Raw genomic sequence first — 14,242 nt, 5'->3', positions numbered from 1 at the left:
CTATCGAATCTTCCCGTCATCTCTCTGACGGACGCCGCCGCGAAAGTGTGACCGCGTTCAGGTGGGAATCTCGAAAGGCGGGGTCTCGGTGAAGCCGAGGTGGTCCACCCGCTGCCGGTAGCCGATCGGCAGATCGGGGCGGGCGGGGTCGCCGGCCTGCTGGGTGCCCAGGTAGGCGCCGGTGGCCGGGTCGAGGTGGAAGTCGGCCGGGCCGAGCCGGACCCGCGCGGCGGGGCGGCCGTCGAAGCTCACCCGTTCCACGCGCACGCCGGGCCGGCCGGCGAGGTCGCGGTAGATCCGGGCCCGCAGGGCGGGCGAGATCGGCGCGGTCAGCAGGTCGGTGAGCCCGGCGTCGATCCAGCGGCGCAGCGACGCCTCGGTGGGGTCGAGGCCGCGCACCTGGACGCCGTCGAGCGTCATCGGCCCGATCTTCCAGCCGTCGTGCCGCCGCCACCGCCGCACCACCGGCTCCGGCGCGATCGAGCCGCTGCTCAGCGCCGCCGCCGGGATCGGCCGGCCGGCGCGGGCCCAGGCCGCCTCGTCCTCGGGCACGAGGCGTGGCGGCAGCAGCCGCTCGGCCATCTTGCCGAGCGTCAGGTCGTAGACGCGGTCGGTGCTGAAGGTCTCGCGCAGCCGGTAGCCGCCGAGGTCGAAGGTCTGCGTGACGGTCAGCCGCACCTGGAAGTACGGCCCAGCCGTGGCCGGGCGGTCGAGGGCGGAGGCGGCGGCCAGGAGGGCGGGGTGGCCGGAAGCGGAGGGCAGTCCGGGCAGCAGGTGCACCGCCAGCGCCAGGCAGAGCGCGACCAGGCCGGCCCGTAGCACCTCCGGCCGGTGCCAGGCGGGGGTGAGGTCCGGCAACTGCATGGTCATTTCATACCGTACCGGCCACCATAAGGTAGTCCGCATGACCGACCAGCAGGCCTGTTGCTCTCCGGCTCGTGTCGCGGAGGCGCTGCCCGCCGCGGCTGCGCCGTACCGTGGACCGGACCGGAGCGGCGGCGAGCCGCCGAGCGGGATGGTGCCGATTCCCGGCGGGACCTTCCTGATGGGCAACGAGGACGAGTACGCGCGGCCCGGCGACGGCGAGGGCCCGGTGCGGGAGGTACGGCTGGAGCCGTTCCGTATCGACCCGGTCTGCGTGAGCAATGCGAAGTTCGCCGCGTTCGTGAAGGCGACCGGCTACGTCACCGAGGCCGAGCGGATCGGCTGGTCGTTCGTCTTCCGCCAGTTCGCCTCGCGCGGGGTGATGGACGCGACGGTGCCGCAGGCGCCCTGGTGGGTGGGGGTCGAGGGGGCCACGTGGCGGTCGCCGGAGGGCCCGGGATCGAGCATCGCCGACCGGCAGAACCACCCGGTCGTGCACGTGTCGTGGCACGACGCCGGGGCCTACGCCTCCTGGGCGGGCAAGCGCCTGCCGACCGAGGCGGAGTGGGAGCGGGCCGCGCGCGGCGGCCTGGAGCGGAAGCGGTACCCGTGGGGCGACGAGCTCGCGCCGGGCGGCCGGGCGCGGTGCAACATCTGGCAGGGCCGTTTCCCGACCGCGCCGAGCCGGGGCACGATGCCGGTGAAGTCCTTCCAGCCCAACGGCTACGGCCTCTACAACGTGGTGGGAAACGTCTGGGAGTGGACCGCGGACGCCTGGGACGCCACGCACAAGGTCATCCGCGGCGGCTCGTACCTGTGCCACGACTCCTACTGCAACCGCTACCGGGTGGCCGCCCGCACCGCCAACACCCCCGACTCGGCCACCGGGCACATGGGTTTCCGCTGCGCCTGGTGAGCCGGTGCTAGGGTTCCGCCGACGGCACCGGAACCTCCAGGGGGTATGAAGGCCATGCGTGGCTTCGACGAGACGCTGGCCGAGCTGGCCGGGTACGGCGAGCGGTTCCGGCTCACGGTCGAGCCGGACCCGGACGGGAGCTGGATCCCCGCCGACCGGCTGCTCGACCCCGCCTCGCCCGAGCTCGCGGCGGTGCTGGAGGCCGAGCGGGTGGCCAGCGGCCAGGTCTCGGCGCACGCCACCGCGCTGACCGTGATGGCCGTCTACGCCAGCACGGTGACCACCTCGGCGCTGCTGTCGTGGGCGTTGTTCGACGAGTTCCCCGACCTCGGGCCGGGCAACGTGCTGATCCGGCTCGGCGCGGAGCACGGCTTCGACGCCGTCGCCGTGCGGGAGGCCCGTCTCGGGCGCGGGCTGGACCTGGTGGTCCGCCAGGTGCTCGGCGAGCACCTCGAACCCCTGGCCGGCTCGATGCGCGCCGCCACCAAGGCGGGGATGCGCCAGCTCAGGGGCGGGGCCGCCTTCGGCTGCGCGATGGCCTTCTGTGCGGCCAGCCGGCGGCCGGACGCCGACGTCGACCTGCTGGAGGCGGCCTACAAACGGTTCCTGGCCGCGGCTCCGGCCGACTTCGACCGCCTGGGCCAGGTGGTACGGCTGGCCGAGGGCGACCGGTCGGGGCTGTTCTACCTGCGCAACACCTGCTGCCTCTACTACACCGCCGAGGACGGCGGGAAGTGCGCGAGCTGCTGCCTGGACAGCCCGGCCGACCGCATCGCGGTCTACCGCCGCGCCCTCACGCCCGGCTAGCCGGCTATCCGGTTATCCGGTTATCCGGTGACGTTGTCCGCGCGCAGGTGCCGGCGGTTGCCGTTCTGCCCGTTCAGGAGCTGCTCGAAGGCGACGAACTCCTCGGCCGGCTTGGCCGCGGGCCGCCCTTCGAGCTGGGCCGCCAGCTCTCCGGCCGCCCGGTCGATCCGGCTCGCGAGCCCGTCGCTGTTGCCCCAGTCCTCCGACGCCGCGTACACCGCGGTGGGCACGACCACGGCACGCAGGTAGGCGAACATCGGCCGCAACGCGTGCTCCAGCGCCAGCGAGTGCCGGGCCGTACCGCCGGTGGCCGCGATGAGCACCGGCTTGCCGACCAGGGCGGTGTCGTCGATGACGTCGAAGAACGACTTGAACAGCCCGCTGTAGGAGGCGGTGAAGATCGGGGTGACCGCGATCAGCGCGTCGGCCTCGGTCACCGCGTCGATCGCGGCGCGGAGCTTGGCGGCGGGGAAGCCGGTCACGAAGTTGTTGGCGATCTCCACCGCGAGGTCGCGCAGCTCCACGACCTGGACCTCCAGGCCGGGCAGCCGGCCGGCGGTGGCCTCGGCCAGCCGGTCGGCCAGCAGCCGGGTGGCCGAGGGGACGCTCAGACCGGCCGAGACGACGACGAGCTTCATCGGGACTCCTTCACGAGCTGCTTGAGGCGGGGGTGGACGGGGGCGTCCGGCACGGAGGCGGGCCGGCCGATCGCGAACTCCTTGCGCAGCACCGGCACGACCTCCTCGCCGAGGAGGTCGATCTGCTCCAGCACCGACTTCAGCGGCAGACCGGCGTGGTCGACCAGGAAGAGCTGGCGCTGGTAGTCGCCGAAGTGCTCGCGGAACTTCAGGGTCCGCTCGATGACCTGCTGCGGGCTGCCGACGGTCAGCGGGGTCTCGGCCATGAACTCCTCCAGGGAGGGGCCGTGCCCGTAGACCGGGGCGTTGTCGAAGTAGGGCCGGAACTCGCGGACGGCGTCCTGGGAGTTCTTGCGCATGAACACCTGGCCGCCCAGGCCGACGATGGCCTGTTCCTCGGTGCCGTGCCCGTAGTGGGCGAAGCGCCGCCGGTAGAGCCGGATGAGCTTCTGGAAGTGCTCCTTCGGCCAGAAGATGTTGTTGGCGAAGAAGCCGTCACCGTAGTAGGCGGCCTGCTCGGCGATCTCCGGGCTGCGGATGGAGCCGTGCCAGACGAACGGCGCGACGCCGTCGAGCGGCGCGGGCGTGGAGGTGTAGCCCTGCAGCGGGGTGCGGAAGGTGCCCTCCCAGTCCACCACCTTCTCCGTCCACAGGCGGCGGAGCAGGGCGTAGTTCTCGATCGCCAGCGGGATGCCGTCGCGGATGTCCTTGCCGAACCAGGGGTAGACCGGGCCGGTGTTGCCGCGGCCCATCATCACGTCCACCCGGCCGCCGGCCAGGTGCTGGAGCATCGCGAAGTCCTCGGCGATCTTCACCGGGTCGTTCGTGGTGATCAGCGTGGTCGCGGTGGACAGGAGCAGCTTCTCCGTCTTGGCCGCGATGTAGCCGAGCATGGTCGTGGGTGAGGAGGGGACGAAGGGCGGGTTGTGGTGCTCGCCGGTGGCGAAGACGTCGAGCCCGGCCTCCTCGGCCTTGAGCGCGATGGCGACCATGGCGTTGATCCGCTCGTGCTCGCTCGGCGTGCGTCCGTTCGTCGGGTCGGTGGTGACGTCACCGACGGTGAAGATCCCGAACTGCATCATGCCGAACCACTCCCCGTGGAACTAGTTGAAGTTTCAACGTCCAGCTCAACACCATGCGGCCTCGCCGTATTTCCCCGGCATGGGATAGGGTCGCACACGTGATCACGAACCGTCGCTGGTGGCCCGCCCCCTAGGCGGTCCCCGTGATGTCCCGGCCGCCTCGGTGAGGCGGCCTTTCTCATGCCCTTCGTCGAGGCTCGACCTCCGAAAGGCATGACATGACCTGGCCCTCGCTCTACACCCGCCTGCTCTCCGGCCACTCGCTGACCGCCGCGGAGAGCTCCTGGGCGATGGCGGAGATCATGACCGGCGCCGCCGCCGACGCCCAGATCGCCGCGTTCGCCGTCGCCCTGCGCGCCAAGGGCGAGACCGCCGACGAGGTCGCCGGGCTGGCCGACCGGCTGCTGCGCGAAGCCACCCCGATCGACGTCCCCGGCGACCTGGTGGACCTGGTGGGCAGCGGCGGCGACCGGGCGAACACCGTCAACGTCTCCACCATGGCCGCCCTCGTCGCCGCCGCGGCCGGCGCCCGGGTGGTCAAGCTCGGCGGCCGTTCCGCCTCCTCCGCCTGCGGCGCCGCCGACCTGCTCGAAGAGCTCGGCGTGCCGCTCGACCTGCCCGCCGAGCGGGCCGCGAGGGTGGCCGCCGAGGTCGGCATCACCTTCCTGTTCGCGCCGTTCTACCACCCGGCCTTCCGCTTCGCCTCGCGTGCGCGGCGCGAGCTGGGCATCCCGACCGTCTTCAACTTCCTCGGCCCGCTGATCAACCCGGCCCGGCCCCGGGCCCAGGCGGTCGGCGTCGCCCACGCGCGGTTCGCCCCGGTGCTGGCCGAGGCGTTCGCCCGCCGTGGCTGCTCGTCGCTGGTCTTCCGTGGCGAGGACGGGCTCGACGAGCTGACCACGACCGGGCCGTCCACGGTCTGGCTGGTCCGCGACGGGGCGGTGACGCAGACCGGCTTCGACCCCGCCGACCTCGGCCTGCCGTACACCACGCCGGACCGGCTCGTCGGCGGCGACCCGGCGCACAACGCCGCGGTCACCCGGGCGCTGCTGGACGGGCAGCCGGGTCCGGTGCGCGACATCGTGCTCCTCAACGCCGCCGCCGCGCTGGTGGCCGCCGAGGGCGCGCCCACGCCCCGGGACCTCGTCGTACGGCTGGCCGCGGCGATGGACCGCGCGGCGACGGCCGTCGACACCGGCCGGGCCGCGGCCGTCCTCGACCACTGGATCGACGCGGCCCGCACGTGACTCCGCTGGATCTGGGACGGGCGGGGATGATGTGATGGGCTCCCCCCGGAAGGAGCCACCGTGAAGGACAACCTCGACCTCGCCACCAGCGCTCAGGAGCTCGCCGACCGGGCACCCGCCGGCTCGCTCGACCGGGCCGCGGCGCACTCGGTCGCCATCACCCTCGCCACCACGCGCGACGCCGCCCACGCCCGGCAGACCCTGGACGGGCTCAACCCCGAGGAGGTACGGCACGCCGCCATCGAGCTCTTCGACCGGCTCGCCACACTTGAGTAACCCTTACTCAGGCGCCGGCCCGGCCGGGCGTGCGACCGTGGTCGCATGCTCACGATACGTGCCGGCCGCCTCTTCGACGGCCACGACTTCCTGGAGGACCAGGTCGTCACCGTCGTGGACGGCCGCGTCACCGAGGTGGCGCGGGGCGGTTCCGCGCGGGTCGACCTGGGCGGGGCGACGCTGCTGCCCGGCCTCGTCGACTGCCACGTGCACCTGGCCTTCGACGCCGGGCCCGACCCGATCGCCCGGCTCACCGCGGCCGGCGACGAGGAGTTGCTGGAGCTGATGCGCGAGTCCGCCGCGCGGCACCTGGCCGCGGGCGTGACCACCGTGCGGGACCTGGGCGACCGGGGCTTCCTGGCGCTGCGGCTCACCGGCGGCCCCGAGGTGCTGGCCGCGGGCCCGCCGATCACCACGGTGCGGGGGCACTGCTGGTGGCTCGGCGGCGAGGTCTCCGGCGAGGCGGAGATCCGCGAGGCCGTGCGCGAGCGGGCCCGGCGCGGCACGCACGTGGTCAAGATGATGCTCACCGGCGGCGAGATGACCGAGGGCACCCACTCCCACCTGGCGCAGTTCACCCTGGCCGAGGCTCGGGCGGCGGCCGAGGAGGCGCACGCGCTGGGCCTGCCGATCGCCGGGCACGCGCACGGCCGTCCGGGGGTGGCCATCGCGCTGGAGGCCGGGTTCGACACCGTCGAGCACTGCTCCTTCCTCACCGCCGACTCCGTGGAGACCGACTTCGACCTGCTCGGCAAGCTGGCCGGCGCGGGCACGGTGGTCTCCGTCACCGCGGGCGTGGTCCCGGTCGGCGGGCCGCCCCCGCCGCGCATCGTCGCGCTCCTGCCGAAGCTGATCGCCAACATGCAGGCGCTGTACTCCTGCGGGGTGCCCTTCGTGATCGGCACCGACGCCGGCGTCGGGCCGCCCAAGCCGCACGGGGTGCTCCCGCACGCGGTGGAGCAGCTGGCCGGCATCGGCTACGCCCCCCTCGACCTGCTGCGCGCGGTCACCTCGGTGGCCGCCCGGGTGTGCCGCGTCGGCGACCGCAAGGGCCGGATCCGGCCCGGGTACGACGCCGACCTGGTCGCCGTCGACGGCGACCCCCTGACCGATCCGTCCGCGCTGCTGCGGCCGGTGGCCGTCTACCGTGCCGGGAGGGCGACGTGACCGAGGAAGAGATCAGGAAGGAGATCCGCCGGCAGCGCCACGAGCTGGCGGACTGGGCCGAGGGCCTCTCGCCCGAGCAGTGGGAGAGCCGCTCGCTGTGCACTGAGTGGCGGGTGCGCGACGTCATCGCGCACGTCCCGCTGGCGACCGAGGTGCGGTGGTGGGAGCTGTTCGGGCCGGCGATCCGGGCCCGCGGCGACCTCAACGTGATCATCCGCGACGCCGCGCGGGAGAAGGCTCGCCTGCCGTACGAGCGGCTGGTGGCGGATATGCGGCGGGCGGCGGAGTCGCGGCGGCTGGCCCCGACGACCACGGTGTACGAGGCGCTGACCGACGTGCTGGTGCACTGGCAGGACGTCACCCGGCCGCTGGGGCAGACGCGGGAGACGCCGGCGGAGGCGGCGCGGGCCGGCTGCGAGCGGTTGTGGGCGCGCAAGCGGCTGTTCCACCCGCGCAAGGACCTGGCCGGCTACCGGCTGGTCGCCACCGACACGACCTGGACCGAAGGCGAGGGCCGGCTGATCGAGGCGCCGACCGCGACCCTGCTGCTGCTTCTGACCGGACGGCTGACACCGGAGTCGCTGATTCGATAGCGTGTTCGCATGACGACACTTCTGCTCATCGACGTCCAGCGCAACATGCTGCTCCCGCCGACGCCCGCGCCGGGCGCGACCGAGGTCGGGGCGGCCATCGAGGACCTGCTGGAACGCGCCCGCGCGGCCGGCGCCCGGGTCGTGCACGTGCGCAACAACGGCGGCGAGCTCGACCCCGACCGGCCCGGCACCGACGGGTGGGAGCTGGTGCACCCGCCGCTGACCGGCGAGCCGGTGGTCGACAAGCTCGTGCCCGACGCCTTCACCGGCACGAAGCTCGGCGACCTGCTGGCGGCGGGCGACCAACTGGTGGTGGCCGGCTTCCAGAGCGAGTGGTGCGTGCGCGAGACCGGGCTGGAGGCGCTCCGGCGCGGCCACGAGGTCCAGCTCGTCAGCGGGGCCCACGGCACCTACGACGACGGGCGGCCGGCGACCGAGATCTCGGCCGGGGTCGAGCAGGAGCTGGCCGGGGCCGGAGCGAAGATCGTGCAGCCCGGCGAGGTGATCTTCCGCGACTGACTCAGTTGCCTTTCCGCCGAATTCGCCCCAGTAAGGAACGGCGAGTCGTGCCGTACAGTGTCGGTGGGGCCCGTGGCGTCGATCACCCACGTGCTTACGTCGAGAACGCAAGCACGATTTGGGGAGGTTCGATGGCGAGAAGCGCGGTCGAGGCGCGGGGAAGTGACTTCGCCCGCCTGGCGAGGCGGATCAACGAGGAAGGGCTCCTTGACCGGCGCCCGGCGTACTACGCGGTGCGGATCGGCGCCTGGCTGCTGGCCTTCGCGGCCGGGGTGGCGCTGTTCGTCTGGGCGGGCGACACCTGGTGGCAGATCGCCGTCGCCGTCTACTTCGCGATCGTCTTCGCGCAGTTCGGCTTCGTCTCCCACGACCTCGGGCACCTTCAGGTCTTCCGGCGGCGCCGGCCCAGCTCGCTGGTCGGGCGGCTGCTCGGCAACCTGGGCGTCGGCCTGGGCTGGGACTGGTGGACCGACAAGCACACCCGCCACCACGCCAATCCCAACCACGAGGAGCACGACCCGGACGTCTCGCCCTCGGTCATCGTGTGGTCGCGCGACCAACTGGCCGAGAGCCGCGGCCTGCCGCGCTTCGTCGCCAAATACCAGGCGATCCTGTTCTTCCCGATCCTGACCCTGGAGGCCTGGCACCTGCACATCGCCAGCTTCAAGGCGCTGCTGCGGCCCAACGCCCGCCAGCGCTGGCTGGAGGCGGCACTGCTGACCGCCCACTTCGTGTGGTACTTCGGGCTGATCTTCTCCGTGCTCTCCCCGGTCAAGGCGATCGTCTTCATCATCGTGCACCAGGGCCTGTTCGGCCTCTACCTGGGCTGCACCTTCGCGCCCAACCACAAGGGCATGCCCACGATCACCGGCGAGACCACCCTCGACTACCTGCGCAAGCAGGTGCTGACCTCGCGCAACGTGCGCGGCGGGGTGTTCGTCGACATCGCGCTCGGCGGCCTCAACTACCAGATCGAGCACCACCTGTTCCCCAACATGCCCACCCCGCACCTGCGCCGCGCGCAGCCGATCGTCCGGGCCTACTGCGCCGAGCTCGGCGTCGACTACTGCGAGACGGGCCTGCTGGCGTCCTACGGCCAGGCGCTGCGGCACCTGCACGAGGTGGGCGCTCCGCTACGCGTCAAGGCGCTTGGCTAGCTCCTCCCGCCTGGCCTGCATCTCCCCGATGCGCCGCTCCTGCTCGTCGAGCTGCTGCAGGAGCAACGAGCGGTCCATGTAGTCCCCGGCGTCCGGGTCGCCCACCTGTTCGCGCAGCTCGTCGCGGGTGGCCTTGAGACTGGCGAGGTCGGAGTCGATCTCGCGCAGTTGATCCTTGATTGACATGCCTGTCCCCTACCCAGGTTAGGGTGACGTGTATGCGGATCACGACGATCGTGGTCGTGGCGGCGGTCGTGCTCGGCACGGCCCTGACCTTCGTACTCAGACCCGAACGCACCCCCGAGCTCCTCGACTTCGTGCTGCCCCTCGTGGCGTGCGGCGCGATGTTCTGGCGTGGGCGCTTCCCGGTGGCCGCGCTGGTCGTCGTCACCGCCGCGACGCTGGCGTACTACCCGTACGCCAGCATGGACGGCCCCCTGATCATCCTGCCGATCGTCGCCCTCTACACCGCCGCCGAGCAGGGCTACCTGCTGGCCGCGATCACCACCGGGGCGACCGCGCTGCTGGCGATGGGCCTGGGCGAGATGGGCGGCCCGCGGCACATCGACAACACCAGCTTCCTGGCCATCGCCGAGGGCGTGGTGGTCACCATCGCCGCCGGGGCCTACGTGCGCAACCGCCGCGCCTACCGGCACGAGGTCGAGCAACGCCTGCTCCAGGCCGAGCACGCCAAGGAGGAGGAGGCCCGGCGGCGTGAGACCGAGGAGCGGCTGCGCATCGCCCGCGAGCTGCACGACGTCATCGGGCACAACATCTCGATGATCAACGTCCAGGCCGGCTCGGCGCTGCACGGGCTGAAGAAGCGCCCCGAGGACGCCGAGACCGCGCTGCAGACGATCAAGGAGACCAGCAAGGAGACGCTCCGCCAGCTCCGCAGCACGCTCGGCATGTTGCGCCAGGTGGACGAACACCTGCCCACGCTGCCGGCGGCCAGCCTGGCCCGCCTCGACGAACTGGCCCGCGACAGCGGCCTGCGGGTGACCACGACGGTCACCGGCTCGCTGGCCGACCTGCCCGCCGAGGTGGACCTCACCGCGACCCGCATCCTGCGGGAGGCCCTGACCAACGTCTCCCGGCACTCCGGCGGCGACACCGCCTCGCTCGCCGTCACCCGCGAGCCGGCCGCCCTGGTGCTGAGCGTGGAGGACGCCGGGCCGGGCGCGAACTACGCCGACGGCTCCGGGTTCGGCCTGCAGGGCATGCGCGAGCGCGCCGCCGCGCTCGGCGGGAGCCTCCAGGCCGGGCCGAGGCCCGAGGGCGGGTACCGGGTGGTGGCGACGCTGCCGCTGAAGGAAGAATGAGGGAAATGATCCGAGTTCTGCTCGCCGACGACCAGACGCTGGTGCGTGCCGGCTTCCGCTCCATCCTCAGCGACGAGGAGGACATCGAGGTCATCGCCGAGGCCGGCGACGGCACCAAGGCCGTCGAGCTGACCCGCGAGCTGCGCCCCGACGTCGTGCTCATGGACATCCGCATGCCCGAGCTCGACGGCCTGGAGGCGACCCGGCGCATCGTCACCGACCCCCGCCTGGCGGAGGTCAAGGTGATCATCCTGACCACCTTCGACCTCGACGACTACATCTACGGCGCGCTGCGCGCCGGGGCCAGCGGCTTCCTGGTCAAGGACACCGAGCCCGCCGAGCTGATCCACGGCGTCCGGGTCGTGGCCCGGGGCGACGCGCTCATCGCCCCGTCGGTCACCCGGCGGCTGATCGCCGAGTTCGCCGGCCGGGTCAAGCGTCCCGAGCCCGGTCCCGAGCTCAACGGGCTGACCGAACGCGAGCGCGAGGTGCTCGTGCTGGTCGGGCACGGCCTGTCCAACGACGAGATCGCCGCCCGGCTGATCCTGTCCCCCGCCACGGCGAAGACGCACGTCAGCCGGATCATGACCAAACTGGCCGCCCGCGACCGGGCCCAGCTCGTGGTGCTCGCCTACGAGGCGGGCATGATCACGCCCGGCTGGCTTACCCCCTGAGTGGTACGGCAGGCCGCGGCGTAACTCCCGCGGAGTAGGGCCGGTGCCCGCGCCGGCATGACGCGGCGGCGGGAGCCGTACCAGCACCATCGGGGCATGGACACGGTAGAGCTCGCCCGGCTGCAGTTCGCCCTCACCGCGGGGGCCCATTTCCTCTTCGTGGCGCTGACCCTGGGGCTGGCGACGCTGGTGGCGATCGTGCAGACGCGCGCCACCCTGTCGGGCAGCCCGGTGCACACCCGGATGGTGCGCTTCTGGGGACAGCTCTACGTCATCAACTACGCCATGGGCATCGTGACCGGCCTGGTGATGGAGTTCCAGTTCGGGCTGTCGTGGAGCGGGCTGACGCACTTCGCGGGCAACGTCTTCGGGGCCTCGCTGGCGCTGGAGACGCTGGTCGCCTTCTTCGTCGAGTCGACCTTCCTCGGGTTGTGGATCTTCGGCTGGAACCGGCTGAACCGCTGGGCGCACCTGGCGCTGATCTGGATCGTCACGCTGACCGCCTACGCCTCGGCCTTCTGGATCATGATCGCGAACGGCTTCCTGCAGCAGCCGGTCGGCTACGAGCTGCGCGGCGGGGTGCTCGAACTCACCGACTTCGGGGCGCTGCTGGCCAACCCGGCGGCGATCAACGCCTTCGGGCACGTGCTGGGCGCCGGGCTGGTCGTCGGCTCGTTCTTCATGGCCGGGGTCAGCGCCTACCACCTGCGCAGGCGCACCCACGAGCAGGAGTTCTTCCGCAAGTCGCTGCGGCTCGGCGTCGGGTTCTCCCTCGCCGCGCTCACCCTGACCGCCTCCTTCGGCGGCATCTCCTTCGAGAGCCTGCAGCCCACCAAGGTGGCCGCGTGGGTGGGCAGCTCCGAACGGCTGGCCGAGGCGCAGGCCGAGGCGGTCGCGCTCCACGGACCGGGCGACTACCTGCCGCCGGTCGAGGTGGTCTCGACCTCGGCGCTGGTCATGCTGGTGGTCTACGCGGTGCTCGCGCTGGTCTCGATGCTCAGCACGGTGCTCATGCTCTTCAAGGGCGCCGTCGCCCGCTGGCGCGGCTGGCACTGGCTGCTGATCGCCTGCATCCCGCTGCCGTTCGTCGCCACCATCGGCGGCTGGCTCTTCCGCGAGCTCGGCCGGCAGCCGTGGGCCGTCTACGGGCTGCTCAAAACCGCCGACGCCGTCTCCGACGTCACCCGCGGGCAGATGCTGACCTCGCTCATCACCTTCTCGGCCGTGTTCGGCGTGCTCATCGTCATCAACTACTGGCTGCTGGCGCGCACCGCCCGGCGCGAGCCCGGCGCGGTCATGCTCGGCGCCGAGCGCCTGCCGGCCGCCGCCGAACCCGCCCTGACCTACTGAGGAGCCCTCATGGAAGCCTTGATCCTCGCCTTCTTCGCCATCGGCTACCTCGTGCTCGGCGGGGCGGACATCGGGGTCGGGATGCTCCTGCCGTACCTCGGGCGCACCTCCGGCGAGCGGCGGGAGGTGATCGCGGCTATCGCGCCGTTCTTCCTCGGCAACGAGGTGTGGCTGGTGGCGACCGCCGGCGTGCTGACCGGGCTCTTCCCGACCGGCGAGGGCGAGCTGCTGAGCGGCAACTACGCGGTAGTCGTCGGGCTGCTGGCCGCCTGGGTCGTCCGCGACATGGGGCTGTGGCTGCGCGGCCGGCTGAGCGGCGCGACCTGGCGGCTGGTCTGGGACGGGGCGATCGTCGCCGGGAGCTGGGGGCTGGCGATCAGCCTCGGGCTCCTGCTCGGCGACGCGCTGGTCGGGCTGGGCGGGCCGGTCGCCCTGCTGCCGGGGTTGCTGGTGGCGTTGCTGCTGGCCGTGCACGGGCTGGCCTTCGCCTCGTTGCGGCTGCGGGGGGAACTGCGCGAGCGGGCCTCGGTCCTGGCCGGGCGCTCGGCCGGGTGGCGGGCCTACGCGCTGACCTCGGCGGCGCTGGCGGCCCTGGTGGTGATCGCCGGTGGTGCGGTGCGGCTGGAGGCCACCGGGCCGGCCTTCCTGGCTCCGGTGATCGCCGGGATCATCCCGTTCCTGGTGGCTTCGCAGGCGTGGGTGTGGTGGACCTTCCGGCACCGGGTGACCGGGCCTTCGTACCTCTGAGCAGCCGGGACGTTAGGTTGGGCGGATGACGCCCGACCTGCTGGAGATCGCCGAGGCCCTGCTGCCGGGGGTCGGGCTCGACCGGGCCCGGCTGTTCACCGGCGGGCTGCACGACGTGGTGCTGCTGCCCGGCGTCGCCGCCGTCAGAGTGAGCCGGCGGCCCACCGAGGCCGAGGCCCTGCCCGCCCGCACCGAACTGCTGCGGGTGATCGCCGCCGCCGGGCTCCCGTTCGAGGTGCCCCAGCCGCTCACCCCGGTCACCCGCTTCGGCGAGCGCGCGGCGGTCGCGCTCTCCTGGCTCGACGGCACCGCCCTCCCGGACGGGGTCGGCGACCCGGCGCGGTTCGCCGACCTGCTCGCCGCCCTGCGCGACCTGCCCGTCACCCCCGAACTGCGGGCCGTCGTCCCCGCGCCACGCGGCTACCCGGCCGGGCGACGCTGGATGGACATCTTCGCCGGCGAGGTCATCCCGCGCCTGCCCGCCGAGTGGCGCGAGGACGGTGAACGGCGACTCGCTGCGGCCCTGGCCCTGGAGGAGGTCCCCGACGCACTCGTCCACGGCGACCTCGGCGGCCACAACGTGCACTGGGGCCCGGACGGCAAGCTGATCGGCGTACTCGACTGGGACCGCGCCAAGCTCTTCGACCCGGCGGTGGACGCCGCCTTCCTCGGCTGGATCCACGGCTGGGCCAACGTCCGCGACGCCGTCGACCCCGGCACCTACCGGCGGGCCCGCGTCTGGGACGCCACCTTCGGGATCACCCACCTGGTCGCCGCCCTCGACCGCGGCCCCATCGCGCACGCCGACAGCTTCGTCCGGCACATCGTCGCCTGGCTGGAGAACCCGGAGGAATAGCGCGGGCTCGGCCCGGCTTGTCGCTGT

17 protein-coding genes are annotated in these 14,242 nt (G+C 72.7%); 13 read left to right on the top strand and 4 right to left on the bottom strand.

The genetic code is table 11. The features are described from left to right. Positions 1-57 precede the first annotated feature (57 nt). Positions 58-864 (bottom strand): hypothetical protein, encoded by an 807-nt coding sequence (locus ACIBG7_RS32685; RefSeq protein WP_397338673.1) that lies wholly within the window; start codon positions 862-864, stop codon positions 58-60. 151 nt (positions 865-1,015) lie between these two features. Here ACIBG7_RS32685 and ACIBG7_RS32680 point away from each other — a divergent pair, with 151 nt between their 5' ends. After that, positions 1,016-1,780 carry a formylglycine-generating enzyme family protein gene (locus tag ACIBG7_RS32680; RefSeq protein WP_397338816.1) on the top strand — a complete coding sequence of 255 codons (765 nt, stop codon included), beginning with the start codon at positions 1,016-1,018 and terminating at the stop codon, positions 1,778-1,780. 45 nt (positions 1,781-1,825) lie between these two features. After that, positions 1,826-2,587 (top strand): (2Fe-2S)-binding protein, encoded by a 762-nt coding sequence (locus tag ACIBG7_RS32675; protein WP_397338672.1) that lies wholly within the window; start codon positions 1,826-1,828, stop codon positions 2,585-2,587. A 20-nt stretch (positions 2,588-2,607) separates the two neighbouring features. Here ACIBG7_RS32675 and ACIBG7_RS32670 read toward each other — a convergent pair whose 3' ends face one another. Next, the gene (locus ACIBG7_RS32670) at positions 2,608-3,225 is read right to left on the bottom strand and encodes an FMN reductase (RefSeq protein ID WP_357922597.1); all 618 of its coding nucleotides are present in this window, start codon (positions 3,223-3,225) and stop codon (positions 2,608-2,610) included. Then, a complete protein-coding gene (locus ACIBG7_RS32665; RefSeq protein ID WP_357923319.1) occupies positions 3,222-4,304 on the bottom strand; it encodes an LLM class flavin-dependent oxidoreductase in 1,083 nt (360 codons plus the stop codon). Before ACIBG7_RS32665 ends, ACIBG7_RS32670 begins: the two co-directional genes overlap by 4 nt. Positions 4,305-4,525: 221 nt before the next feature. On the opposite strand from ACIBG7_RS32665, the gene trpD reads away from it, so the two are divergent. From trpD to ACIBG7_RS32635, 6 genes are all read left to right on the top strand, one after another. Continuing rightward, complete coding sequence (gene trpD, locus ACIBG7_RS32660; protein WP_397338671.1) at positions 4,526-5,554, top strand: anthranilate phosphoribosyltransferase; 1,029 nt, start codon at positions 4,526-4,528, stop codon at positions 5,552-5,554. 60 nt (positions 5,555-5,614) lie between these two features. Further along, the gene (locus ACIBG7_RS32655) at positions 5,615-5,830 is read left to right on the top strand and encodes a hypothetical protein (RefSeq protein WP_357922591.1); all 216 of its coding nucleotides are present in this window, start codon (positions 5,615-5,617) and stop codon (positions 5,828-5,830) included. A gap of 45 nt (positions 5,831-5,875) precedes the next feature. Next, positions 5,876-6,997 carry an amidohydrolase family protein gene (locus tag ACIBG7_RS32650; RefSeq protein ID WP_397338670.1) on the top strand — a complete coding sequence of 374 codons (1,122 nt, stop codon included), beginning with the start codon at positions 5,876-5,878 and terminating at the stop codon, positions 6,995-6,997. Further along, positions 6,994-7,590, top strand: a complete 597-nt coding sequence (locus ACIBG7_RS32645; protein WP_397338669.1) for a maleylpyruvate isomerase family mycothiol-dependent enzyme — start codon at positions 6,994-6,996, stop codon at positions 7,588-7,590. The genes ACIBG7_RS32650 and ACIBG7_RS32645 overlap by 4 nt, the downstream gene beginning before the upstream one ends. 9 nt (positions 7,591-7,599) lie before the next feature. After that, complete coding sequence (locus tag ACIBG7_RS32640) at positions 7,600-8,109, top strand: isochorismatase family protein (protein ID WP_397338668.1); 510 nt, start codon at positions 7,600-7,602, stop codon at positions 8,107-8,109. A gap of 131 nt (positions 8,110-8,240) precedes the next feature. Continuing rightward, the gene (locus tag ACIBG7_RS32635; protein ID WP_397338667.1) at positions 8,241-9,266 is read left to right on the top strand and encodes a fatty acid desaturase family protein; all 1,026 of its coding nucleotides are present in this window, start codon (positions 8,241-8,243) and stop codon (positions 9,264-9,266) included. Here the strand turns inward: ACIBG7_RS32635 and ACIBG7_RS32630 are convergent. After that, positions 9,243-9,452: a hypothetical protein gene (locus ACIBG7_RS32630; protein WP_357922579.1), complete on the bottom strand. Its 210-nt coding sequence runs from the start codon at positions 9,450-9,452 to the stop codon at positions 9,243-9,245. The genes ACIBG7_RS32635 and ACIBG7_RS32630 overlap by 24 nt on opposite strands. A gap of 32 nt (positions 9,453-9,484) precedes the next feature. Between ACIBG7_RS32630 and ACIBG7_RS32625 the strand changes: the two genes are divergently transcribed. From ACIBG7_RS32625 to ACIBG7_RS32605, 5 genes are all read left to right on the top strand, one after another. Then, entirely contained in the window at positions 9,485-10,588 is a 1,104-nt protein-coding gene (locus tag ACIBG7_RS32625) for a histidine kinase (RefSeq protein ID WP_357922576.1), read from the top strand. 5 nt (positions 10,589-10,593) lie between these two features. After that, positions 10,594-11,262, top strand: coding sequence for a response regulator transcription factor (locus ACIBG7_RS32620; RefSeq protein ID WP_357922573.1), 669 nt, complete (start codon positions 10,594-10,596; stop codon positions 11,260-11,262). A gap of 96 nt (positions 11,263-11,358) precedes the next feature. Then, positions 11,359-12,612: a cytochrome ubiquinol oxidase subunit I gene (locus ACIBG7_RS32615; RefSeq protein WP_357922570.1), complete on the top strand. Its 1,254-nt coding sequence runs from the start codon at positions 11,359-11,361 to the stop codon at positions 12,610-12,612. A gap of 9 nt (positions 12,613-12,621) precedes the next feature. After that, complete coding sequence (locus ACIBG7_RS32610) at positions 12,622-13,359, top strand: cytochrome d ubiquinol oxidase subunit II (protein ID WP_357922568.1); 738 nt, start codon at positions 12,622-12,624, stop codon at positions 13,357-13,359. A 25-nt stretch (positions 13,360-13,384) separates the two neighbouring features. Beyond that, positions 13,385-14,215: a phosphotransferase gene (locus ACIBG7_RS32605; RefSeq protein WP_397338666.1), complete on the top strand. Its 831-nt coding sequence runs from the start codon at positions 13,385-13,387 to the stop codon at positions 14,213-14,215. Positions 14,216-14,242: the final 27 nt, after the last annotated feature.

It is taken from the genome of Nonomuraea sp. NPDC050328, from assembly GCF_044459405.1.
Lineage (GTDB): Bacteria > Actinomycetota > Actinomycetes > Streptosporangiales > Streptosporangiaceae > Nonomuraea.
This window is presented reverse-complemented; position numbering and strand designations above follow the sequence as displayed.

Excerpts from the sequence above, each read along its gene's own strand:
- ACIBG7_RS32685 (WP_397338673.1), bottom strand. The coding sequence starts at position 864 with ATGCAGTTGCCGGACCTCACCCCCGCCTGGCACCGGCCGGAGGTGCTA.
- ACIBG7_RS32680 (WP_397338816.1), top strand. The coding sequence starts at position 1,016 with ATGGTGCCGATTCCCGGCGGGACCTTCCTGATGGGCAACGAGGACGAG.
- ACIBG7_RS32675 (WP_397338672.1), top strand. The coding sequence starts at position 1,826 with ATGAAGGCCATGCGTGGCTTCGACGAGACGCTGGCCGAGCTGGCCGGG.
- ACIBG7_RS32670 (WP_357922597.1), bottom strand. The coding sequence starts at position 3,225 with ATGAAGCTCGTCGTCGTCTCGGCCGGTCTGAGCGTCCCCTCGGCCACC.
- ACIBG7_RS32665 (WP_357923319.1), bottom strand. The coding sequence starts at position 4,304 with ATGCAGTTCGGGATCTTCACCGTCGGTGACGTCACCACCGACCCGACG.
- trpD (WP_397338671.1), top strand. The coding sequence starts at position 4,526 with ATGACCTGGCCCTCGCTCTACACCCGCCTGCTCTCCGGCCACTCGCTG.
- ACIBG7_RS32650 (WP_397338670.1), top strand. The coding sequence starts at position 5,876 with ATGCTCACGATACGTGCCGGCCGCCTCTTCGACGGCCACGACTTCCTG.
- ACIBG7_RS32640 (WP_397338668.1), top strand. The coding sequence starts at position 7,600 with ATGACGACACTTCTGCTCATCGACGTCCAGCGCAACATGCTGCTCCCG.
- ACIBG7_RS32635 (WP_397338667.1), top strand. The coding sequence starts at position 8,241 with ATGGCGAGAAGCGCGGTCGAGGCGCGGGGAAGTGACTTCGCCCGCCTG.
- ACIBG7_RS32630 (WP_357922579.1), bottom strand. The coding sequence starts at position 9,452 with ATGTCAATCAAGGATCAACTGCGCGAGATCGACTCCGACCTCGCCAGT.
- ACIBG7_RS32625 (WP_357922576.1), top strand. The coding sequence starts at position 9,485 with ATGCGGATCACGACGATCGTGGTCGTGGCGGCGGTCGTGCTCGGCACG.
- ACIBG7_RS32620 (WP_357922573.1), top strand. The coding sequence starts at position 10,594 with ATGATCCGAGTTCTGCTCGCCGACGACCAGACGCTGGTGCGTGCCGGC.
- ACIBG7_RS32615 (WP_357922570.1), top strand. The coding sequence starts at position 11,359 with ATGGACACGGTAGAGCTCGCCCGGCTGCAGTTCGCCCTCACCGCGGGG.
- ACIBG7_RS32610 (WP_357922568.1), top strand. The coding sequence starts at position 12,622 with ATGGAAGCCTTGATCCTCGCCTTCTTCGCCATCGGCTACCTCGTGCTC.
- ACIBG7_RS32605 (WP_397338666.1), top strand. The coding sequence starts at position 13,385 with ATGACGCCCGACCTGCTGGAGATCGCCGAGGCCCTGCTGCCGGGGGTC.